A 21,847-nucleotide genomic window follows, 5' to 3' on the forward strand; every position below is an offset into this window, starting at 1 on the left:
GTATAGGCTGAAGGAGAGGTAACTCAGGCGGGCGACGCCGTTGCCGAAGCAGCAGCAGTATACAACGCCTGATAACGTAGAATATTGACTTCTGGCCAAAGCTCTTTTTCAGATTCTATGGCATCGGCTAGCACCTGCGCCAGGCGCGGCGCCAGCAGCACGCCTTTCGAGCCCAGGCCATTAAAAACTGCCAGCGCCGGATGCGCCGGGTGCGTGCCCAACAGGGGTTTACGGTCGCGCACCGTGGGGCGCACGCCCACCCGCTGCCCCACCACGGCGAAGGGTACCGTGGTCAGGTCGTGCAGGCGCTGGGCAAGCTCGGCCCGGGCCTCAGCCGTGGGCTGCAGCCCGAAGGGCGGCCAGCGGTACGTGGCCCCTACCCGCACCTGCCCGTTGCCTAGCGGCACCACGTAGGCCCCGCGGTTAAGCACGTAGCCAGTGGGCAGCTCGGGCGCTTCCACATCGAGCACTTCGCCTTGATTGGGCGTAACGGGCAACCAGCCAAACCACGGGTTGCGCACCACCGCGGCGCCCTCGCAGAACACCACGTGGCGGGCCCGCAACGCGCGGCCGTAGCTAATGCCCAGCTCGTCGGCAACAAGCAGCTCCGGCACAAAAGTTTCGGTTCGGAGCCAGCCTTGTTCGCGCCCTTGGGCACCCAGGGCATCGAGCAGGGCCGTGGTATCAACCCAGCCGCCGTGCTTTAGTTGCAGGCCCCCAAACGGGTGCTGCAGGCCGGGCACCGCGGGCAGACCTAGGGCCGGGTCGGCTACGTAGTCGCCCCAGGGCTGGTCGGCCGAGCGGCCCAGCACGTCGTTCTGCTCGCGCACCGACGAAAACAGCTTCAGAATGGGCATTTCGAAGAAAAACCGGCGCCCAAACTCGGCCTCCAGCGCTTGGTAAAACGCCTGCGCAGCGGGCAATAAATCATCGATGCGCCAGGCCAGGGCAAACCGCTTGCCGGCTACGGGGTTGATGAGCCCGGCCGCCACGCGCGTGGCCGAGTCGGGCTGGTGCTCATCCAGTACTACTACGCGCCGGCCACGGCGGCGCAGCTCCCACGCCAGGGTGGCGCCGGCTATACCGTGGCCCACAATCAGGTAATCGGCTTGCTCTTGCATTCCTAGCAAAATACGCACTTTCCGTTGCTGATTGCGTAACTTACCCTCCCTTTGTATGCCGCTCACCTAGGGCTGGCCTTTCCCTGATTGCATGATTGTTTCGGGCTTTACGTTCAACGCCTTCTCCGAAAGCACTTACCTGCTGCACGATGCCTCCGGCGCCTGCGCCATCGTCGACCCCGGCTGCTACGACCGCGCCGAACAGCAGCAACTCCGCCAATTTATCCTCGACCAAGGCCTGCGGGTAGCGCTGCTGCTGAACACGCACTGCCACATCGACCACGTATTTGGCAACCAGTTTGTGCTCGACACCTGGCCCGGCACGCCCTTCCTCATCCACGAGGCCGATTTGGCCACCCTGCGTGCCGTGCCCACCTACGCCCCGGTGTACGGCTTTCCGCACTACCGCCCCGCCGAGCCCACGGGTTTCCTGCAGCCCGGCGAGCCGCTGACGTTTGGCGAAACCGAGCTGGAGGTGCGCTTTGCCCCGGGCCACGCCCCCGGCCACGTGGTGTTCTACCACGCCCCCAGCAAAGTGGTAATCGGCGGCGACGTGCTGTTCCAGAGCAGCATCGGCCGCACCGATTTGCCCGGCGGCGACTTCGATACGCTGATCCGCAGCATTCGGGAGCAGCTGTTCAGCTTGCCCGACGACGTAACGGTGTACCCCGGCCACGGCCCCGCCACCATCATTGGCGTAGAGCGCCGCACCAATCCTTTCCTGCGCTAGGCTCTAGGCTGATTATGGCAATCAAGAAACATATCCCGAACGCCCTTACCTGCGTCAATCTGCTGTGCGGTTGCGTGGCCCTGAGCATCATCCTAGGTACCAATACCCGTGATTTCGCGCAGGCAGCCGACTGGCAGCAACTAATGCCCGCAGCCGTGCTCATCGGCATTGCCGCCATTGCCGACTTTTTCGACGGCTTGGTGGCGCGGGCGCTGCGGGTGTCCTCCCCCATCGGCAAGGACCTCGACTCGCTGGCCGATATGGTTTCGTTTGGCGTGGTACCGGGCGCGTTTCTGTTCAAGCTGCTGCAAAACGCCGCGCCAGCTGATAACTCGTCGTTGGCTTACCTGGCTTTTACCGTCAGCATTTTCTCGGCCTTGCGCCTGGCCAAGTTCAACAACGACACGCGCCAGTCCGACTCGTTTATTGGCCTGCCCACGCCGGCGTGCACCATTTTGGTTACCTCGCTGCCGGTTATCCTACTCCACGACCAGTTTGGCGTGAGCGGCATAATCCTCAACCCGTGGGTGCTGGTGGCACTTACGCTTGTGCTTTCGGGTTTGCTGGTTGCCGAGTTGCCGTTGTTTGCTCTTAAATTCAAGAACCTAACCTGGCAAGACAATTCGCTGCGTTTCGTGTTCTTGATTGCGACGGTGGCCCTGCTGGTGCTCCTTCAGGCCTCGGCGGTACCGCTTATCATTTTGCTTTACGTGCTGCTTTCGGTGCTGCGTCCGTCGTACGGCTAACGCGCACAATATTTTGGGCAGGAGCCAGTTCTGCTGCAACTAGCTGGCTAGCCTGGCTCCCGCTTACCACACCTAGGCCGCGCCGCTTGGCGCTGCCCCGCTTCCATTAGCCGCTCTGTCGTTCATGCGCTTTTTTACCTCGCTTCTCATCCTGGCAATTGTGGGTTGGTCGTGGGCCGCGCAGGCGCAGGCTCCGGCTCAGCAGGTACAGCTAACGTGGCGCGGGCAAGCGGTGGCTTTTCCGCAAGGCGGCCAGGGCATACGGGTGCCTACGTTTACCACGGCCGTTTTCGAAACGGGCCAACGCGTGCCCAGCGTGCACCTGCGCCTAAATGGCTACGTTGCGGAAGTGCAGCTGCAGGCCACGCAGTACGCGCCCTTTACGGCGCCCGAAGCGGCGGCTTTTGCCGGCGCCAGCGTGGGCGCCGCGCCGCAGGTGCAACTGCGCTACGGCACCGAAAACCGCCAGCCCGTTACGCTGGCCTCATTGGTGCCGCTGCGCCGCAACCCCCAAACCGGGCAGCTCGAAAAGCTGGTTTCGTTTGAGTACACTTACCGCACCGGCAGCAGCCCGGTGCAGGCGCGCACCAACCGCACCTACGCCCCCAACTCGGTGCTGCGCCAGGGCGAGTGGTTTAAAATTGGCGTTACCAACACGAGCCTGGGCAACGGCAACGTGTTCAAGCTCGATAAAGCGTTTCTGCGCAACCTGGGGCTGCCCGTCCAATCGCTCGACCCTAGGCGGCTGCAGCTCTACGGCCACAGCCTGGGCATGTTGCCGCAGGCCAACAGCGCCCCCCGCCCCGACGACCTGGAGGAAAACGCCATCTACTTTGCCGACAACGGCGGCAACAACGCCGCCTTCGACGACGACGAGTACTTTCTGTTTTACTCGCCCGGCCCGCACACCTGGGAGCTAAATGGCGGCCGCTTCCGGCATCGGCTCAACCTCTACACCGATACGGCTTATTATTTCCTGACCGTTGGCAGCACCTTGGGCAAGCGTGTGGCCCCGGCTCCGGCCGTAACGGGCATCGCCACCGCCGAAATCCGCGAGTACACCGACCACTTTTTCTACGAGCGCGACCTGCTCAACCTGCTGAAATCGGGCCGGCAGTGGTTGGGCGAAACCTTCAGCGGCAACGCCGGGCTGCAAAAAGAATTTACGTTTGCGGGCATCACCGATCTGGTGGTTGGCAGCCCGTTGCTCGTCACCTCGTCGGCAGCGGCTACTGCATTGCCGCCCGGCGGCACCACCTCGTTCAGCCTCGCGCTCAACGGTACCGCCCTAGGTACCCAGCTGATCCGCAACCAGAGCTGCAACCCCGGCACGGCTTTTTGCTACGAGGAAGCCGCCAACACCGAGCTCAGCACCCACACCGCCAATGCCCCGGCCGGCCCCGATCTGCGCATCCGGCTCACGTACGCAGGTACGCCCTCCGACCTATCGGCCACCGGCTACCTCGACTACCTGGAGGTGCAGGCGCGCCGCCAGCTACGCCTCGGCAACACGCCGCTGCTGTTTCGCTCGCTCGAAAATGTGTCGGGTAGTGCGCTAAGCGCCTTTGTGCTGCAAAACGCGGGCAACGCTTTGGTATGGGACGTAACCGAACCGCGCACGCCACAGGCCGTTGCGCAAACTGCTGGCCGCTTTTTGGCCCGCTCCAACCAAGTGCGCGAGTACGTGGCCTTCGCGCCCAACGCCAGCTTTGATACCCCTAGGGCTTTCGGACGCGTGGCCAACCAAAACCTGCACGCCATCGGGGCGGGCGCTCCGGTTGATCTGGCCATCGTTACACACCCGTTGTTTGTGGCCGAAGCCGAACGCCTCGCCGCTCACCGCCGCACGCACGACGGCCTGCGCACGGCCGTGGTCACCACCAATCAGATATACAACGAGTTCAGCTCGGGCGGGCAGGACATTACCGCCATTCGCGACTTCGTGAAGATGCTTTATGACCGCCGCGGCGGCGCGCCGGGCCTCTACGTGTTGCTGCTGGGCGATGCCTCGTACGATTACAAAGCCGACCCCGGCAACGCCGCCAATCAGCTGCCGGCGTGGTGGAAGGATCGGCAGGTGAAAGACGCCGACAACCAGAACCTGGTGCCTACCTACGAGGCCATCGAGTCGTTTGCCAAGGTGGCGCCCCGCTTCAACGGGCAAGGCGTTTCGTACTGTTCCGACGATTACTACGCTTACCTCGACGACAACGAGGGCGCCTGGCCCGAAGACGGCTCGGCCGGCGCGCAGGTGATGGATGCCGCTGTGGGCCGTTTGCCGGTACGTTTCGGCAGCAGGCAGGCCAACCCCGCGGCCATGGCTGCCGAAGTGGTGCGCAAGCTGATTGAGTACGATCTGGCACCCGCCCAGGGTAAGTGGCGCAACCGCCTCACGTTTGTGGCCGACGACGGCGACAACAACCAGCACCTGGACAACTCCGAGGATACCGCCAACCCACTGGTGAGCACCCAACCCGGCTTTCAGGTAAACAAGGTGTACCTTGATATGTACCCGCAGGTTAGCACTGCCAGTGGGCAGCGCTCGCCCAACGCAACGGCTGCCCTGGATGCTGCCATCGAGCAAGGCTCGCTGCTGGTGAGCTACGCGGGCCACGGCGGCCCCACGGCCTGGGCCGACGAAAAGCTTATTACCGATGCCTCGGTGCAGCAGCTGCAAAACCGGCAGCGGCTCACGTTCATGTTTACGGGCACCTGCGATTTTGCCCAGTACGACGACCCCGGCTTCACTTCGGCCGGTGAGCAGCTGCTTACCGATACACCCAACGGCGCCATTGGTCTGCTCACCACCACGCGCCTGGTGTATGCCTCAAACAACCAGGCGTTGGCCAATGCCTTTTACCGTCATTTGTTTCAGCGAAATGCTGCCACGGGCCGCTGGCCGCGCCTAGGTGACGCGGTCGTGTTCGGCAAAAACAACGACTTCGAGGACGTTTACAACCGCAACTTCTCGCTGCTCGGCGACCCATCGATGCGGCTGGCCATGCCCGATTTGGTAGCCCGTACGGCTCGACTAAGCGATGCTAACGACCCAACTCGCACGCCCCTCGATACAGTGCGGGCATTGCAGCGCGTGCGCCTCGAAGGCGAGGTGGTAAATCCCGTAGGCAATGCTTTGCAAAGCGACTTCAACGGCAAGGTGCAGGTAACAGTGTACGAAAAAGCCGACTCGGTTCGTACCCTGGGCAATGAAAACCTTCCCAAAGTCGTTGTGGTGCAGCGCAACGTGATGTACGACGGGCAGGCTACCGTGCGCAACGGGCGTTTCTTCGTGCAGTTTGTGGTGCCCAAGGATATCAACTACCGCTTCGGGCTGGGCAAAATCAGCTTATACGCCGCCGACTCGACGCGCAATGTGGATGCCCACGGCGCTAACCCGCGCATTGTGGTGGGCGGCGCTGCCAAGGCTGGCCTCACCGATACCATTCCGCCTACCATTCGGTTGGCCATGGATACCGAGTCGTTTGCTTTCGGGGGGCTTACCCGCCCCAATACCACTTTGCTGGCCACACTAACCGATTCCAGCGGCATCAACACGGCCGGCACCGGTATCGGCCACGAGCTTACCGCCACGCTCGACAACGACCCCGCCAAGGTGACGGTGCTGAACGAGTACTACACCGCCGATTTGAACAAGTTTACCAGCGGGCGGGTACGCTACTTATTCAAGAACTTAACCCCGGGCCCGCACGTGCTGCGCGTCAAAGCCTGGGACAACTTCAATAACTCCGGCGAGCGGGAAATCGAGTTTATCGTAGCGCGCGACGAAAAATTAGCGCTCAGCCATATTATTAATTACCCCAATCCGTTTGCTACGCATACCGCCTTTCACTTCGACCACAACCGCCCCGGCGAAGACCTGGATGTACAAGTGCAGATTTTCACCGTTTCCGGCAAACTCGTACGTACCCTCTCCGCGTATGTGCCCGCAAGCGAGTCGCACGTAAAAACCATCACCTGGAATGGCCGCGACGAGTACAACGACCAACTGGCGCGCGGCGTGTACGTGTACCGCCTGAGCGTACGCACCTCGCGCGATGCGCCGGTGAGCAAATACGAGAAGCTGGTTCTTCTTAATTAAGCTGCTGACTGCTTTTTTTTACCTTCCGCCTTTCCGAACCCTTTTCTCTGCATATGCCCTCTTCGAAGTCGACGGCCATGCGCTTGCTGCTGCCAGCCTTGCTGGGCACAGCCGGCGCTGCGCAGGCCCAACAAAAAACCAACACCATCACCACGGCCGTACCGTTCATCACCATCAGCCCCGATGCGCGCTCCGCTGCCCTAGGTGATGCGGGGGCTGCCATTTCGCCTGATGCCAACGCCCCCTTCCACAACGCGGGCAAGCTGGGCTTTTTGCGGAACCCATACGGTGCTTCGGCCTCGTACTCGCCGTGGCTGCGCAACGTAACCGACGACATGAGCATTTCGGCGCTGTCGGGGTACAAGAAGCTCGGCCAACGCTCGGCCCTGGCCGCCTCGCTCACGTACTTCGACCTAGGCTCCATCGACTTTCGCAGCAGCACCAACCAGCCCGAAGGTACCTTCAACCCGAAGGAATATTCGGTTAGCCTCACCTACGGGCAAAAGCTCAGCGAGTACCTAGGCGTAGGCGTGACCACGCGCTACATCCGCTCGAACCTCACCGGCAGCCAAATTGCCGATAGCCGCCCTGGCAACGCGTTTGCCGTCGACCTAGGCGTGTATTACAACCGCGACGTATCCATCGGGGCCGGTGACTACAACCTGGCCTTCGGCGCCGCAGTGTCGAATATCGGCAACAAGATTACCTACACGCGGGCCGATCAGGCTGATTTTCTGCCGACCAACCTGAAGCTGGGCACGGCCATTACGCGCGAGTTGGACGCCTTCAACAAGATTACCCTGACCGTGGACGCCAACAAGCTGCTGGTGCCTACTCCGTATTACATCGACGGGGTTGATTCGTCGGACCCAGCCGTGGTGGCCGAGAACGACCGCATTGCCCGTAAGTCGATTGTGAGTGGCATCCTGGGTTCGTTCAGCGATGCGCCCGGCGGGGCCAGCGAGGAGTTCAAGGAAATCAACCTCTCGGCCGGTGCCGAGTATTGGTACAACGACTTGTTGGCCGCGCGCGTAGGCTATTTCTATGAAAACCCGCTGAAAGGCGACCGGCAGTACCTCTGCCTGGGCTTGGGTCTGCGCTATCAGGTATTCGGTGTAGATGCCGCTTACCTAGTGCCGAACTCCCGCGCCAATCCACTGGCCAACACCATTCGGGTTTCGCTCCATTTCAACTTTGGTAACGCAAGCGACAACGCCTCGTCCGGCGATTCGCCCTCAAACTAAGTGTCGATGCTGAATCGTCAACTCGCTCCTCCGACCCGGCCAATTGGCCGGGTCGATTTGCCTAAGGCCACCGTTACGCAGCTGCCAAACGGGGCTCGTTTACACGTACTACCCCACAATGCCCAGCCAGTAGTGCGCTTGCAGGTTGTGCTGCCAGCCGGCCGCTGGTACGATCCTACGCCCGGAGTGTCGCTGCTGACAGCGCGCACACTGCTCGATGGGACCCACTCGCGCACCGCACGCCAAATTGCTGACGAAGTAGCTTTTTACGGGGCTTCCCTGGAATGCGAGCAAGGTTTCGATAGAGCGACACTGACGCTCTATTGCTTGTCCCGTCACTTAGAGAAGTTGCTTCCTTTGGTGCAAGATGTGTTGATTAACGCCAGCTTTCCCGACAGCGACGTTGAACAGCTTAAGCTTCGCACTATTCAAAATATTCGAGTAGAACGACAGAAGACTAGCTATCTGGCTTCGGAACGGTTTTCTCAGAACCTATTCGGCCCAAAGCACCCGTACGGCAGGGTGTTCAACGAAGACTCCTTCCGGACACTTTCCCCAGATGATGCCCGCAGTTTTCATCACGAAGCATACAATCTGGGCAAAGCTGAGCTGTTTCTGTGCGGCGATGTGAATGAAAGCCACATCAATATCTTGCAAGAACTGCTAGGTACATCTGGCAAACCTAGCGCAAACGGAGCCATCGTGGAGTTCACAAACGACTTCACACCTATCCCGGCCGACTACGTAGCTATAGAAGGCAGTTTGCAAGCTTCGCTGCGCCTAGGTCGTGCATGGCCTACTCCTTCCCATGCGGATACTCACAAACTACAATTCCTTGTGAAAGTCCTGGGAGGCTACTTCGGCTCACGCTTGATGAAGAACATCAGGGAGGACAAAGGCTTTACATACGGCATTTATGCTAGCATCAATCATCGTGAGCACGGCAGCAATCTAATTATTGCCTCTGATGTGAACGCACAAAACGCCGAAGCTGCGATTCAGGAAATACATCATGAAATGCGCACGCTTCAAGAAGAAGCGATACCGGAAGAAGAACTTGAAACAGTTCGCAGCTACATCTTAGGTAAGTTCCTGAACGAGCTTGGAACAATATTCGAGCAAGCGGACAAATACAAAACCCGCGTCTTACTCGGCCTGCATTCAGACTTCCATGCACAGTTCATAGCAGAGGTAAGTGCAGTGACGGCCGATGAGCTGCGCGCGCTGGCGCAGGGCTATCTGGCCCCGGCGGGGCTGGCGCAAGCGGTGGCGGGCCCAACGGCGCGGTAGCCAGTCTTCGGTGCCCGGCCTGGGGCGTTTCTCCCTGCCGGGCACCGAAGCCCAGCCGGCAGCAGGCTCAGTTACCCGCCCGGGCCCAGAAACCGGTCCGTCACTGCGCCCGCACCGGGCGCGCGGGCATGCGGGCGGGCAAGCCGTACACGCGCCTTCCCCCCGCGCAGACCGGCTTCGTGCCGTTGCCCAGGCGGCTCGGGCCCACGCACGGCTTCCGCAGCCGGCATGCTCCCCACCGGACCGGTGGGGAGCATGCCGGCTTGGCCCGAGGCGACCGGCCCACCGGCTCCGGCAAGGCTGTGGCCCGCCGGGGCGGCCGGGGGCGCCAGCGTGTATCAACCGGTAGGAATAAGCAGCCCTTGCGTCTGCGCGTCCCCGGCGGCTGAAGCCCCGGGGTGGCAGGTCGCGCGGGCCCGCGTTTCGCCCGCAACGCGGACTGCCCCCCGCGGCGGTTCCTGGGGGAGGAACCCGCGGGGGGCAGCGCGAACAGACAAGGGTTGGCGGCGACCGACTCTCCCGCCGGCGAAGGCAGTACCATGGGCGCTCCGGGGCTTAACGACTCTGTTCGGAATGGGAAGAGGTGAACACCCGGGCTAAAGCCACCATTGTCGTGAGCGGACATCCCGGCCCGGTGGGGGCGGCGGGAGCCGTGAACTTGTGACGCACGGCCAGCAAACGCAGAAGGGGAAAACACGAGGCACTGGTTCGGAAGCGTTCGGTTCATTAGTACCGCTCGGCTGGCCGTTTCCGGCTTAAGACCTGCGGCCTATCGACGTGGTGATCTGCCACGGACCTTATACAACGGAATGCTCATCTTCAGGTGAGTTTCGCACTTAGATGCTTTCAGCGCTTATCTCGACCCAGCGTAGCTACCCAGCGCTGCACCTGGCGGCACAACTGGTACACCAGCGGCTGGTCCAACCCGGTCCTCTCGTACTAAGGTCAGGTCCTGTCAACATTCCAACGCCCGCCACAGATAGGGACCGAACTGTCTCACGACGTTCTGAACCCAGCTCGCGTGCCACTTTAATCGGCGAACAGCCGAACCCTTGGGACCTTCTCCAGCCCCAGGACGTGACGAGCCGACATCGAGGTGCCAAACCTCCCCGTCGATATGAGCTCTTGGGGGAGATCAGCCTGTTATCCCCGGCGTACCTTTTATCCTTTGAGCGATGGCCCTTCCATGCGGAACCACCGGATCACTATATCCGTCTTTCGACCCTGCTCGGCGTGTCGGCCTCACAGTCAAGCCCGCTTCTGCTATTGCGCTCTGCATCCGGTTACCAAGCGGATTGAGCGGACCTTTGAAAGCCTCCGATACACTTTTGGAGGCGACCACCCCAGTCAAACTACCCACCAGACACTGTTTCCCCTTCCTGGAGATTAGGCCCCAAGCAACGCAAGGGTGGTATTTCAACGTCGGCTCCCCGAGGGCTGGCGCCCCCGGCTCAACGCCTCCCACCTATGCTACACATGCGGTGCCCAGGGTCAATGTCAAGCTGTAGTAAAGGTGCACGGGGTCTTTCCGTCCCGTGGCGGGTACTCGGCATCTTCACCGAGACTACAATTTCACCGAGCTCACGGCTGAGACAGCGCCCAGATCGTTACACCATTCGTGCAGGTCGGAACTTACCCGACAAGGAATTTCGCTACCTTAGGACCGTTATAGTTACGGCCGCCGTTTACCGGGGCTTCGATTCAGACCGTCGCTTGCGCTAAGTCCCCCTCTTAACCTTCCGGCACCGGGCAGGTGTCAGGCCTTATACTTCCTCTTGCGAGTTCGCAAAGCCATGTGTTTTTGTTAAACAGTCGCCTGGGCCTTTTCACTGCGGCTTCTCCTATTGCTAGGAGGAAGCGTCCCTTCTCCCGAAGTTACAGGACCATTTTGCCGAGTTCCTTGGCCGTGATTCACTCGAGCGCCTCAGGATGCTCTCCTTGACTACCTGTGTCGGTTTGCGGTACGGGTTGTCCAGCGGTAAACGCTTAGCGGGTTTTCTTGGGAGTCTGATTAGGGCAACTATGGCCGCGCCCCGAGGGGCTTGGCCTACTATCACGTTTCGGCAAAACCGGCGTACTTCACTACCGGTCCTATACCTACGCGCTTCAACGGGCACTTCCGTCCGCCCGCGTGCCTTTCACTTCTCCGTCACCGCATCACTCCACTGAACAAGTGCTGGAATATCAACCAGCTGGCCATCGGTCATCGCCTGTCGGCTTAGCCTTAGGTCCCGACTAACCCTGCTCCGATTAGCGTTGAGCAGGAAACCTTAGTCTATCGGCGTGGGGGTTTCGCACCCCCATTATCGTTACTCATGCCTACATTTGCTTTTCCAGCCGCTCCACCACGCCTCCCGGTCGTGGCTTCGCCGCTGCTGGAATGCTCCCCTACCACTCTACCATAAGTAGAATCCATCGCTTCGGTACCGGACTTGATGCCCGCGTATTATCGATGCCCTGTCGCTCGACCAGTGAGCTGTTACGCACTCTTTAAATGAATGGCTGCTTCCAAGCCAACATCCTGGCTGTCAAGGCAACTGGACCTCCTTTGTTCAACTTAGCCCGGATTTAGGGACCTTAGCGGATGGTCTGGGTTCTTTCCCTCTCGGCCTGGGACCTTAGCACCCCAGGCCTCACTGCCGTGTATATCACCGTGGCATTCGGAGTTCGTCTGGATTCGGTAGGCTGTGACACCCCCTAGTCCAATCGGTAGCTCTACCTCCAGGTGACTCGACCACGACGCTGTACCTCAATACATTTCGGGGAGTACGAGCTATTTCTCAGTTTGATTGGCCTTTCACCCCTACCCACAGGTCATCCAAATCCTTTTCAACGGAAACTGGTTCGGGCCTCCAGTTGGTGTTACCCAACCTTCACCCTGCCCATGGGTAGATCACAAAGTTTCGCGTCTGCCCCCCCTGACTCTGCGCCCTGTTCAGACTCGCTTTCGCTGCGGCTCCGCGTCTCCAGACGCTTAACCTCGCCAGGGAGGAGCAACTCGTAGGCTCATTATGCAAAAGGCACGCCGTCACTGCACCTAGCAGCTCCGACCGCTTGTAAGCGCACGGTTTCAGGTTCTTTTCACTCCCCTATCCGGGGTTCTTTTCACCTTTCCCTCACGGTACTGGTTCACTATCGGTCTCTCGGGAGTATGTAGCCTTGCCGGATGGTGCCGGCGGATTCAGACGGGGCGTCTCCAACCCCGCCTTACTCAGGATCCCGCTAGGGCCTTTTACAATGTCGTCTACCGGACTCTCACCGTCTCTGGTACAGTTTCCCACCTGTTTCGACTACCGTAAAAAGGTCCCACGCCGCGGTCCTACAACCCCGGGCTGGCCGTAACCAACCCGGTTTGGGCTCGTCCCCGTTCGCTCGCCACTACTGGGGGAATCATTGTTATTTTCTGTTCCTGCGGGTACTTAGATGTTTCAGTTCCCCGCGTTCGCCTCCGTCCTTGCGGATTCGGATACTTGGTCTTCAACCAAGTGGGTTGCCCCATTCGGAAATCTCGGGATCAACCGGTATGTGCCCGTCCCCCAAGCTTATCGCAGCTTATCACGTCCTTCGTCGCCTCCGAGAGCCTAGGCATCCCCCGTGCGCCCTTCGTTACTTCCGTAAGTAACGGTCGTTCCCGAGTAAGCAGGGAACTGTCGTTTGCTCGTGTGATGCGCAACCACGCCAGGTGGTTGGGCTTATCTTCTATGTTTGCTAGCCGTTACGTCAAAGAACGTATGACGGACCTGCTGTCCATCACGGAGGCAGGTGGGCCGAAGCCCAACCGCCTAGGTAAGAGTGGAGAATAACGGATTCGAACCGTTGACCCCCTGCGTGCAAGGCAGGTGCTCTAGCCAGCTGAGCTAATCCCCCGTCGTACAAGTCGCCGCGGCCGGACGCCGAAGCGAGTGGGCCTGCGTGGACTCGAACCACGGACCTCGACATTATCAGTGTCGCGCTCTAACCACCTGAGCTACAAGCCCGGGCCTTCAGTTGCCGCCCGCAGGCCGCAGTGAATCCTCGTTACTCAACTAAATTATTTGAGCGAGTGCGAAAACAACAAGCGTCAGCTTGACGAACCACAATCCGGTCAGCGTAACAAAAGTGCTCCAGAAAGGAGGTGATCCAGCCGCACCTTCCGGTACGGCTACCTTGTTACGACTTAGCCCCAGTTACCTGTTCTACCCTAACCGGCTTCTGTGACGAGCACCGGCTTCAGGTCTACCAGACTTCCATGGCTTGACGGGCGGTGTGTACAAGGCCCGGGAACGTATTCACCGCGTCGTTGCTGATACGCGATTACTAGTGATTCCAGCTTCACGCAGTCGAGTTGCAGACTGCGATCCGAACTGAGAACGGCTTTTCGAGATTGGCTCCGCATCGCTGCGTGGCAACCCGCTGTACCGCCCATTGTAGCACGTGTGTAGCCCTAGGCGTAAGGGCCATGATGACCTGACGTCGTCCCCGCCTTCCTCGCTGCTTGCGCAGGCAGTCTGTCTAGAGTCCCCGCCTTGACGCGCTGGCAACTAAACATAGGGGTTGCGCTCGTTGCGGGACTTAACCCAACACCTCACGGCACGAGCTGACGACGGCCATGCAGCACCTTGCTTTGTGTCCCGAAGGAAAGGCCCATCTCTGGGCCGGTCACGCGCATTCTAGCCTAGGTAAGGTTCCTCGCGTATCATCGAATTAAACCACATGCTCCACCACTTGTGCGGGCCCCCGTCAATTCCTTTGAGTTTCACCGTTGCCGGCGTACTCCCCAGGTGGGATACTTAACGCTTTCGCTAAGCCGCGGACCGTCATATTGCCCACAGCGAGTATCCATCGTTTACGGCGTGGACTACCAGGGTATCTAATCCTGTTTGCTCCCCACGCTTTCGTGCCTCAGCGTCAGTACCAGCCTAGTCAGCTGCCTACGCAATCGGGGTTCTGGATGGTATCTATGCATTTCACCGCTACACCATCCATTCCGCCAACCTCGTCTGGACTCAAGCCCGGCAGTATCCATGGCAGTTCCCTCGTTGAGCGAGGGGCTTTCACCACGGACTTACCGGGCCGCCTACGCACCCTTTAAACCCAATAAATCCGGACAACGCTCGCACCCTCCGTATTACCGCGGCTGCTGGCACGGAGTTAGCCGGTGCTTATTCAACCGGTACCGTCGATTCCCCTCGCAAGGGTTTTTTCTTCCCGGTCAAAAGCCGTTTACAACCCAGAAGGCCTTCATCCGGCACGCGGCATGGCTGGGTCAGCGTTTCCGCCATTGCCCAATATTCCCTACTGCTGCCTCCCGTAGGAGTCTGGCCCGTATCTCAGTGCCAGTGTGGGGGATCGGCCTCTCAGCTCCCCTAGCCATCGTCGCCTTGGTGGGCCCTTACCCCGCCAACTAGCTAATGGCACGCAGGCTCATCTACTTCCGAAATTCTTTAACCCCTGCGCGATGCCGCGCCGTGGTCTTATGCGGTATTAATCCACCTTTCGGCGGGCTATCCCCCAGAAGTAGGCAGATTGCCTACGCGTTACGCACCCGTGCGCCACTCGGGGCATCGCTGCCCCGCGTTCGACTTGCATGTATTAGGCCTGCCGCTAGCGTTCATCCTGAGCCAGGATCAAACTCTCCATTGTAAAAGTTTGTGTGCCGCGCCGAAGCGCAGCGTTGTGTCCTAGCAATCTTTTGTCGTTGCCCTTCCACAAGAGAAGGGCGGCTGACAGGATCGGTTTGTTCGTTTCGCTTGTCTTCGCCCCTTGCCCGCGCCTCGCGGCGCCGCAAGCGGCTACTACCTTGTCGTTTTCAACACTCTCTCAAAGAACGTGCGAACACCGGTCGTGTTCGTGGCGAAGCGCTGCTCGCTTCGGTTGTTTGCGTTTGGGGTGGCAAAGGTACGAAGCGCGGTTCGTCGTTTGCAAGCCCCCGGGCAACTTTTTTTTTTCGCCGCCCCGTTTGCCTCTTTTGCGGCTGCCCGTTCGCGTTTCGAACCGGGCTGCAAAGGTAGCAAACCACGTTGCCACTTTGCAAGTTCCAAGCCCCTCTTTTTTCGGCCTGCCGATTCTGATTTTGAACCGGGCTGCAAAGGTAGCAACCCCAGATCAACAAAAACAAGCGCTTCGAAAAATTTCCTAAACCTGATAAGCAGGCAGGAATCAGAAGAAACTCAGTCACTACAAGCAAGCCTGTTCAGCTTGCTTTCCCTACCGCGTTTCGGATTGGGAGTGCAAAAGTGGGGGTTTGATTTGGCTTACGCAAACGTTAGTAGAAGATTTTTTCATCACTTGTTTTCAGTCAGTACTTTGTGGCCTGAATGAGTGCAGGTTGCGCTTTGCCACCCTCTATCACTCAGTGTTACTCTTTGCCTTGTTGAAGGGGTAAGCATGAGGATACTCTGCTTCAAACCTATAGATGGCTTGCCCCAGCGCCTGCAGAAAAGGCAGACCGATGGACTTGTATTCATATGAGCCATCGTTTAGGACACCATCCTTGTTGACGTATAAAACTGCGCTCAAGATGAATTCAACACCCGTCCGTTGGTCGGCAAAGTAGGCGCAGTCGGCTAGGTAGCCGTACGACATGCCTACTATATTATAGATGCGCAGTCCTGGCTGTGGCTTGGAATGCCGTTGGCGCCCGTAGTACAGGTACTTTTTGTAAGCTGGAAAGTATTCGGGAGAGGCAAAGCGCTGAAAGCCCGATTCGGCTGGAGTGCTGCCTAGATAGGTGCGCAGAAATGCGTAGTCGGCGCTGGTTAAAGCAAAAGCAGGATTGGCGCTGCTAGTATTGGGGAAGAGCGTTTGCCGCAACAGTTCGTCAACAATTCGCAAGGGCAAGTAATTGCCGGTGGTGAAATCGTATGGTTGAGGAACAAACTTTCCTGCGCTGTAATACCCGCGGCCCTTTACAAAGCGCCCCAGAGGTGGCCTTGGTGCTGTTGGATTGCACGTGGCTGGCTGATGGTAGATTTTACTGCCGGCCACGGTATAAAAAGTAACGGGATTGGTGCAGCGGTTGGCGGCTGTATCGCAAGGGGCAAACCTTCGGGTGATGCGTACTTCTGGATAGCCAGCTTTGGCGAGCCGTTGATGAATGTATTGCTGGCCCAGAAACTCGTACAACCTATTATATGCTTGGTTGTCGCTTACCAGCAACATCCGCTTTATGTAGTTACCCAGGCTGGCGACTTTATTACTATCGGTTGAGGTGATAAACGGTACGGCTGTTTGGCAACGGCCCGCCACCCCGGTGGCCATTATGCTCTGACGGGTTAAGGCTGGTACCTGTTGGCGCAAAATGTTCAGCTTTTCGAGCGCAAGAAGCGCCACAGGCAGCTTAACAAGGCTAGCCGGATTGAAGTAGGCCTTGTCGTTGAGCCGGTAGGTGTACTGCTGGAAGCTCGGCTGCCCATTGGCGGAGCGCTGGATGCGTGTGTAAATGACCTGCAGTTCGTGCTCCTCTGCATTATTTACGACTGGCATAAGCGCCGGCGTACTCCGCAGCAAACTATCCAAGAGGTTTGCAGGAGGAGTGGCCGTTTGCTTGTTCCGAGGTTTTAACTGCGAAACAGACGAAATGTACACACTACTCAACACCACTATCCCAAACAATGTGCAGCATCTCAACATAGCATCAACCTAATACCTATTTATGCTATCGAAATAAGTTTGTACTCTGGTGTGCTAGGCACTGGGCACATGCTTTCGTTTGGCAAGCAGGAGGTTAGAGTCGTTGACGCGCCAGTTGTAGCCGGTGCCGAAAGGGAGCGGGCGGGGTTTCTGCACCGAATCCTGGTAGGCTGCGGTAAGAGCAGGCTGGTAGTACATGGCGAACATTGGTATTGGCTTGCGGTAAGTGCCATAATGTATGAAGCGCCAATTGCCGCGCGGGAAATACTTCATGGCAATGCCCGAATCATCTTGGAGAATGAACTGGCTACGCTCCAAAATAAGGTTGCGCACTTTGCTGAAGTACGGCTTGTGCATCAGATAAGTAGCCGATTTTACATAGGTGGTAAGCGGCCCCAGATTTCGCACATAGCGCAGGATAGCGCCGTTGATTTTGCCCCAGCTTCCAGTCGCTTAAGTCGGCCGAGAAGTAGTAAACTTTCTTCTCCTGACCATCCGAAGCACGCAGTTTGATGAGCACACCCGGAATCAGCTTACTGGCAGCGGCTGCGCTAACCGAATCGGGCGGCAACGCCTCGCCGGTGCGGCTGAGGTGCAGGTACTGCACATCCGTAACCAAATGATTGGTGCGAGCGGCAAAGAGCATGATCAGAGGCAAGGCGCCGTCAAGCTCCAGCGACTTCAGGTCGACGGCCATGCTGTTGGTACGAAAGAAGCTAAAGCTTAAGACCGACCAAAGCGAGGTTTTGATGGCATGATAGAGCTTGGGACTCTGGAGCGACGCCTGGCCCGGCACCGAGCCTACTGGCTCCAGGCCCACCAGCACATACGCCTGGCTGCCCGGAAACATGGTAGCCGCATTCAGAAAATCGGGGCCGCTGAACGGGTAAAACACCACCGAGCTCTGCTGTTGCACGCTGTCAAGCTCTTGTTTGGCCCACGCTTGAATTTTGGTGGTGCGGCTGGCGTGGTACTTGGCCCAGTTGGCATCGGCATCGGCAGCAAAGCTTTGCCATTCGGGCTTGGCGGTTAGAGCACGCAGGCCTGAGCTACGCTTTACCGGCAGGCCCCCTAGGTAAGAGGCAACATCGTGCGTATCGGAGGTGTCGGTGGGAGTTGCTGCGACTACCGGCCGGGCGCCAGTGGGCCTTTCCGCTGTATCAGATACGGCCGCGGTGTTGGCAACGGCTGGTACCGGTTGGGTTTGCTTGGCTACTGATGAATTACGCTGCTCGGAGCAGGCCGACGCAGAGGCAATAACAACCGGCAACAACCACCGGCACAAAGAGAAACGCATTACCTGAACAAAGGCTGATTTGCCGGAAAGTTACAAAACCTCGGCGGGGATGATAGGCACCTCATTGCCTCAGGAAGCTGCACCCGGCTGAACGACCTAGGGCCTTGCTCCAGTAACAGGCTTACCCCCCTCCCCTGCTGCTCTTTTATCGCTGGCACCTAGGGCGGAGATGACAGCATAGATAACCAAGCCAATAAGCACGGTGCCCAAGCCTAATATCGATTCGGGGGTTTGGTCGCGCAGCAGGAAAACCAGCGTCCAGGCATTGAGGGCCAGAAACAGAAGCGGCGTGAACGGATACCCCCACGTACGGTACGGGCGTGGCAGCTCGGGCTGGCGCCAGCGCAGCACGAAGAGCCCCAGCACGGTGAGAAAAGTAAATAGGTTGAGCACGAAGCCAGCGTACACCAATACCGCCTCGAAAGTACCCGACACGATAAATACCAGGGTAAGCAGGGTCTGAAACAATGTGGCGCGCACCGGCAGGCCGCGCCGGCTGCGGCGAGCCAGCCACCGTAGGGCCGGCAGGTCTTCGCCCATGGTTTGGACGATGCGCGGCCCCGCAAAAATCATGGAGCTGACCGTGGACACCAACAGCAAGGCCACCAGCAAACCCATCAGCTGGCCTACTGCTACGCCAAAAATCTGATTGGCCGACAAAAAGCCTATTTCCACCTGCCCGGCCAGCACACCAATGAGGGTGGTGCGCAGAAACACGTAGTTCAGCAACACATACAGCAGCGCCACCACACTCGTGCCAATAAGCAGGATGCGCGGCAACCGGCGCTGTGGCTGCTCTACCTCGCCAGCCATGTACACGGCCGCATTCCAGCCCGAGTAGGCGTACGACACATAAATGAGCGAAACGGCAAAGGAAGGCTGCAGCATTTGCCGGCCGGCTTCGGCCGTTGGCGCGAAAGAAAACGGTTGCGCCTCGGCCAGCAACCCGGCTCCGATGAAGAAAATCAGCAAACCGACCTTCAGCACCGTAACTACCACCTGAAAGCGGCTGCCTACTTGCCCGCTGATGAGATGCACCACGGTGATGCCCGCCACCACGGCCACCGAAAGCAAATTGGCATGCGCCCCCGGCCATACGCTGGCCGTGTACCTACCTAGGGCAATGGCAGCCAAAGCTGTGGGGGCCGCAAACCCAACGGTGGCCGAAATCCAGCCCGACAAAAACCCCACGCTGGGGTGGTAAATGCGCGAAAGGTAGTGGTACTCGCCGCCCGACCGGGGCAGCGCCGCGGCCAGCTCGCCGTAGCACAAGGCTCCGCACAGGGCGATTATGCCGCCCACAACCCACAGCATCAGCAAGGCAAAACCGCTGGTGGTGCCCAATACCTGGTAGCCTAAGCTCGTGAATACCCCCGTGCCTACCATGTTGGCCACCACAATGGCAATGCCGGTGTAGAAGCCGATCCGGTATACAGGTTTGCTCAGGGTGGGCTGACTCATGCGGCGAATTACTTAATAAACGGCATACGAAACGCCATGCCGAGCGGTGCCAAGCACGGGCGCAGCCAACTTGCTACTCCCAAACGGTGCTTGCACTACGCTCAGCATGGCGCGCTGAGTTGCCCACGGGGGCTGCAATATCCGGTACCTAGGCCTTCGGGCGCTTGTAGAGCGGCACCGTGCTGCACGGCTCGCCATACATAATGCTGCTGGCCACCGGCAGCAGCTTTTGCATAATGGCCACGTAGGCGTATGTAGGCACGGGGTCGTTGCCGCAGCCCTTTACCACCACCTTGGCGTCGCGGTAGTCTTCGGGATTTAAGGCGGCAATGGCTTCGCAGAAGAGTTCCTGCTCCAAGGCCTCCAGGTTACCGAACACGTAGCGATGCGCGTGGCCCTGCAGCTTGCTGGCCAGCAGCATATAGGCCCACGTGGGCACAATGGCATCGGCCGAGCAGACGATGGCTACGTTCTTGCCGTCGTACTGGTTCCAGTCGTGCGTTTTGAGGAAGTCGCGGAAGTCCTTTTCGCGCAGGATCAGGCCGTGAAACAGGTTATCCTTGATGTCGTACACGACCCGCTCGCCGGGGTGCTTCAGCTCTTCGAGGTTGAAGCTGACCAAGGCGCTTTGCGCGACGCGGTTGATGATTTCGTCCATGGAAGGAGTATTCAGTCGTTGGTACTGAGGAGTGGAATGCGGTTCGGCCGCAAGGCCATACGCTCCCTATGCAATACACTTTACAAAACGGCTTTGTTCGGGGTAGTGGTGTACACTTCCTTGAGGTAGAAAGGCTCGTAGTATGCCACGTCTTTAAACTCCTGCCGCGCGTAGGCGGCTTCGGCCAATTGCGCCACCGCTATGGCCGACGGATGCACGTCAAACAGAAACTCAGCGTTGGGGTTGTCGGCTACCAACGGCTGAAACTTAGCCGCGCCGCTCCCGAAGAACACCACCGGCCCTAGGTCGAGCTCCGCGGCCCAGCTGTCGGCAGCCAGTATCACGGGTGCCGGCGCTTGCAACTCCTGGCCCTCGGCGGTGTAGAGCGCGGCGTATACTTCCATGCGGCGGGCATCGAGCAAGGGGCAGAAGCGGTAACGCCCGGCCCTAGGTACCTGCTGGGCCACCTGGTGCGCCAGGGCCGGCAACGTGCCCACGGCTACCAACGGCAAACCCAGGGCGTAGCACAATCCTTTGGCAGCGGCCGCACCGATGCGCAAACCTGTGTACGAGCCGGGTCCATCGGACACGGCCACCGCCGAAACCTGCTCGAGCGTGACGCCCGCATTGCTGAGCAGTTGCTCGATAAGCACGGTAAGGTGCGACGAGTGCGACTTTTCGAGCCGCAACTCAGTAGCAGCCAGCAAGGCGCCGCCCTGCGTCAGCGCTACCGAGCAGACGGGTGAGGAAGTTTCAAGAGCGAGTATGAGAGGCATCAACGGCAAAATTACGTCGGCTGGTCGCCAATTTCTACCAACGGCTCGCCGCCAGCAATTCCAACGCCGCTGGCAATGTGGCTAGCAGTACCTGTTGCAGCCGCTCGTTAGCCGTGTTGCCGCACGTAATCCAGATAATTTGCGGCGGTGGCCCATACCGTTCCAGCAAACGCAGGAAGTCAGCGTCTTTGGATACCACCACTGCATTGGCAGTTCGGGCCGCCCGGAATATTTCCTCGTCTTTGGCGTCGCGCAGGCCTATATCGCGCAATGCCGAGGCGTTTAATCCGAACTTCCACCGCAACCAAACAGCCAGTAACGGCGAAAGCTGCGCATCCAACCAAAGCGTCATGCCGCCAGCGAGGGATGATCGAGCCGCTGCGCAGCGTATTGCAGCGCCGCCTGAATATCGAGTGGCTCCAGGTCGGGCATTTCTGCCAGCACCTGCTCAGCACTCAAGCCAGCCGCTAAAAGATTCAGCACGTCGGCTACGCGGATGCGCATGCCACGGATGCAAGGCCGACCACCGCATTGCTGCGGGTCGGAGGTAATGCGCTGACGAAGGGAATCCATACCGAATAAATTAGCTGAACGACTTTGTTTGGGGTGGTTTACGTGCCAACGAAGCTTAATTGGTGACTTGCTTTAGCAGTGGCATGCACTTGTCAGCAGCACTCTTGGCCTTCTTGTAGTACACCAAAGCTAATCCTTCACCGCTGCCTTTCATCTGTTTGCAATGCATGTTTGCTGGATTGAAACTGTGAAGGCGCCAAACCAACAAAAAAGCAGGCTCAGTATTGAGCCTGCTTTCGAT

Annotated in this window: 14 protein-coding genes, 2 tRNA genes and 3 rRNA genes; 5 read left to right on the plus strand and 14 right to left on the minus strand. The window is 59.1% G+C overall.

Annotation, left to right across the window (positions count from 1 at the left end):
* Positions 1-23: 23 nt before the first annotated feature.
* Positions 24-1,121: an NAD(P)/FAD-dependent oxidoreductase gene (locus tag OIS50_RS11745; RefSeq protein ID WP_264690835.1), complete on the minus strand. Its 1,098-nt coding sequence runs from the start codon at positions 1,119-1,121 to the stop codon at positions 24-26.
* Positions 1,122-1,212: 91 nt separating this feature from the next.
* Here OIS50_RS11745 and OIS50_RS11750 point away from each other — a divergent pair, with 91 nt between their 5' ends.
* The 5 genes from OIS50_RS11750 (at position 1,213) to OIS50_RS11770 (ending at position 9,230) form a co-directional block, all read left to right on the plus strand.
* The gene (locus OIS50_RS11750; protein ID WP_264690836.1) at positions 1,213-1,851 is read left to right on the plus strand and encodes an MBL fold metallo-hydrolase; all 639 of its coding nucleotides are present in this window, start codon (positions 1,213-1,215) and stop codon (positions 1,849-1,851) included.
* Positions 1,852-1,865: 14 nt separating this feature from the next.
* Complete coding sequence (locus tag OIS50_RS11755; protein ID WP_264690837.1) at positions 1,866-2,597, plus strand: CDP-alcohol phosphatidyltransferase family protein; 732 nt, start codon at positions 1,866-1,868, stop codon at positions 2,595-2,597.
* Between the two features lie 124 nt (positions 2,598-2,721).
* A complete protein-coding gene (gene porU / locus OIS50_RS11760; protein ID WP_264690838.1) occupies positions 2,722-6,696 on the plus strand; it encodes a type IX secretion system sortase PorU in 3,975 nt (1,324 codons plus the stop codon).
* A gap of 53 nt (positions 6,697-6,749) precedes the next feature.
* The gene (gene porV / locus OIS50_RS11765; protein ID WP_264690839.1) at positions 6,750-7,940 is read left to right on the plus strand and encodes a type IX secretion system outer membrane channel protein PorV; all 1,191 of its coding nucleotides are present in this window, start codon (positions 6,750-6,752) and stop codon (positions 7,938-7,940) included.
* Positions 7,941-7,946: 6 nt separating this feature from the next.
* Positions 7,947-9,230, plus strand: a complete 1,284-nt coding sequence (locus OIS50_RS11770; RefSeq protein WP_264690840.1) for a M16 family metallopeptidase — start codon at positions 7,947-7,949, stop codon at positions 9,228-9,230.
* Positions 9,231-9,728: 498 nt separating this feature from the next.
* Here the strand turns inward: OIS50_RS11770 and rrf are convergent.
* The 13 genes from rrf to OIS50_RS11835 all read right to left on the minus strand — a co-directional run bounded on the left by rrf (position 9,729) and on the right by OIS50_RS11835 (position 21,606).
* Positions 9,729-9,840, minus strand: a 5S ribosomal RNA gene (rrf, locus tag OIS50_RS11775).
* Positions 9,841-9,936: 96 nt separating this feature from the next.
* Positions 9,937-12,846: ribosomal RNA gene (locus OIS50_RS11780) — 23S ribosomal RNA — on the minus strand.
* Between the two features lie 177 nt (positions 12,847-13,023).
* Positions 13,024-13,097, minus strand: a tRNA-Ala gene (locus OIS50_RS11785).
* A 36-nt stretch (positions 13,098-13,133) separates the two neighbouring features.
* A tRNA-Ile gene (locus tag OIS50_RS11790) sits at positions 13,134-13,207 on the minus strand.
* 130 nt (positions 13,208-13,337) lie between these two features.
* Positions 13,338-14,852 (minus strand): 16S ribosomal RNA (locus OIS50_RS11795).
* Together the 16S, 23S and 5S rRNA genes with 2 tRNA genes alongside form the textbook arrangement of a ribosomal RNA operon.
* Before the next feature lie 705 nt (positions 14,853-15,557).
* Positions 15,558-16,727, minus strand: coding sequence for a class A beta-lactamase-related serine hydrolase (locus tag OIS50_RS11800; protein ID WP_264690841.1), 1,170 nt, complete (start codon positions 16,725-16,727; stop codon positions 15,558-15,560).
* Between the two features lie 168 nt (positions 16,728-16,895).
* Positions 16,896-17,174 carry a hypothetical protein gene (locus tag OIS50_RS11805; RefSeq protein WP_264690842.1) on the minus strand — a complete coding sequence of 93 codons (279 nt, stop codon included), beginning with the start codon at positions 17,172-17,174 and terminating at the stop codon, positions 16,896-16,898.
* A complete protein-coding gene (locus OIS50_RS11810; RefSeq protein WP_264690843.1) occupies positions 17,149-18,138 on the minus strand; it encodes a hypothetical protein in 990 nt (329 codons plus the stop codon). The genes OIS50_RS11805 and OIS50_RS11810 overlap by 26 nt, the downstream gene beginning before the upstream one ends.
* 96 nt (positions 18,139-18,234) lie before the next feature.
* On the minus strand, positions 18,235-19,599 hold the full coding sequence (locus tag OIS50_RS11815; protein WP_264690844.1) for an APC family permease: 1,365 nt from the start codon (positions 19,597-19,599) through the stop codon (positions 18,235-18,237).
* A 148-nt stretch (positions 19,600-19,747) separates the two neighbouring features.
* The gene (locus OIS50_RS11820) at positions 19,748-20,257 is read right to left on the minus strand and encodes a DUF2480 family protein (protein WP_264690845.1); all 510 of its coding nucleotides are present in this window, start codon (positions 20,255-20,257) and stop codon (positions 19,748-19,750) included.
* Positions 20,258-20,337: 80 nt separating this feature from the next.
* Positions 20,338-21,033 carry a tRNA (adenosine(37)-N6)-threonylcarbamoyltransferase complex dimerization subunit type 1 TsaB gene (gene tsaB, locus OIS50_RS11825; protein ID WP_264690846.1) on the minus strand — a complete coding sequence of 232 codons (696 nt, stop codon included), beginning with the start codon at positions 21,031-21,033 and terminating at the stop codon, positions 20,338-20,340.
* A gap of 34 nt (positions 21,034-21,067) precedes the next feature.
* Complete coding sequence (locus OIS50_RS11830; RefSeq protein ID WP_264690847.1) at positions 21,068-21,385, minus strand: DUF5615 family PIN-like protein; 318 nt, start codon at positions 21,383-21,385, stop codon at positions 21,068-21,070.
* Positions 21,382-21,606 (minus strand): DUF433 domain-containing protein, encoded by a 225-nt coding sequence (locus OIS50_RS11835; RefSeq protein WP_264690848.1) that lies wholly within the window; start codon positions 21,604-21,606, stop codon positions 21,382-21,384. Before OIS50_RS11835 ends, OIS50_RS11830 begins: the two co-directional genes overlap by 4 nt.
* Between the last annotated feature and the right edge of the window lie 241 nt (positions 21,607-21,847).

The sequence above is a fragment of the Hymenobacter sp. YIM 151858-1 genome, from assembly GCF_025979705.1.
In the GTDB taxonomy this organism is placed as follows: domain Bacteria; phylum Bacteroidota; class Bacteroidia; order Cytophagales; family Hymenobacteraceae; genus Solirubrum.

Excerpts from the sequence above, each read along its gene's own strand:
- OIS50_RS11745 (WP_264690835.1), bottom strand. The coding sequence starts at position 1,121 with ATGCAAGAGCAAGCCGATTACCTGATTGTGGGCCACGGTATAGCCGGC.
- OIS50_RS11750 (WP_264690836.1), top strand. The coding sequence starts at position 1,213 with ATGATTGTTTCGGGCTTTACGTTCAACGCCTTCTCCGAAAGCACTTAC.
- OIS50_RS11755 (WP_264690837.1), top strand. The coding sequence starts at position 1,866 with ATGGCAATCAAGAAACATATCCCGAACGCCCTTACCTGCGTCAATCTG.
- porU (WP_264690838.1), top strand. The coding sequence starts at position 2,722 with ATGCGCTTTTTTACCTCGCTTCTCATCCTGGCAATTGTGGGTTGGTCG.
- porV (WP_264690839.1), top strand. The coding sequence starts at position 6,750 with ATGCCCTCTTCGAAGTCGACGGCCATGCGCTTGCTGCTGCCAGCCTTG.
- OIS50_RS11770 (WP_264690840.1), top strand. The coding sequence starts at position 7,947 with ATGCTGAATCGTCAACTCGCTCCTCCGACCCGGCCAATTGGCCGGGTC.
- OIS50_RS11810 (WP_264690843.1), bottom strand. The coding sequence starts at position 18,138 with ATGCGTTTCTCTTTGTGCCGGTGGTTGTTGCCGGTTGTTATTGCCTCT.
- OIS50_RS11815 (WP_264690844.1), bottom strand. The coding sequence starts at position 19,599 with ATGAGTCAGCCCACCCTGAGCAAACCTGTATACCGGATCGGCTTCTAC.
- OIS50_RS11820 (WP_264690845.1), bottom strand. The coding sequence starts at position 20,257 with ATGGACGAAATCATCAACCGCGTCGCGCAAAGCGCCTTGGTCAGCTTC.
- tsaB (WP_264690846.1), bottom strand. The coding sequence starts at position 21,033 with ATGCCTCTCATACTCGCTCTTGAAACTTCCTCACCCGTCTGCTCGGTA.
- OIS50_RS11830 (WP_264690847.1), bottom strand. The coding sequence starts at position 21,385 with ATGACGCTTTGGTTGGATGCGCAGCTTTCGCCGTTACTGGCTGTTTGG.
- OIS50_RS11835 (WP_264690848.1), bottom strand. The coding sequence starts at position 21,606 with ATGGATTCCCTTCGTCAGCGCATTACCTCCGACCCGCAGCAATGCGGT.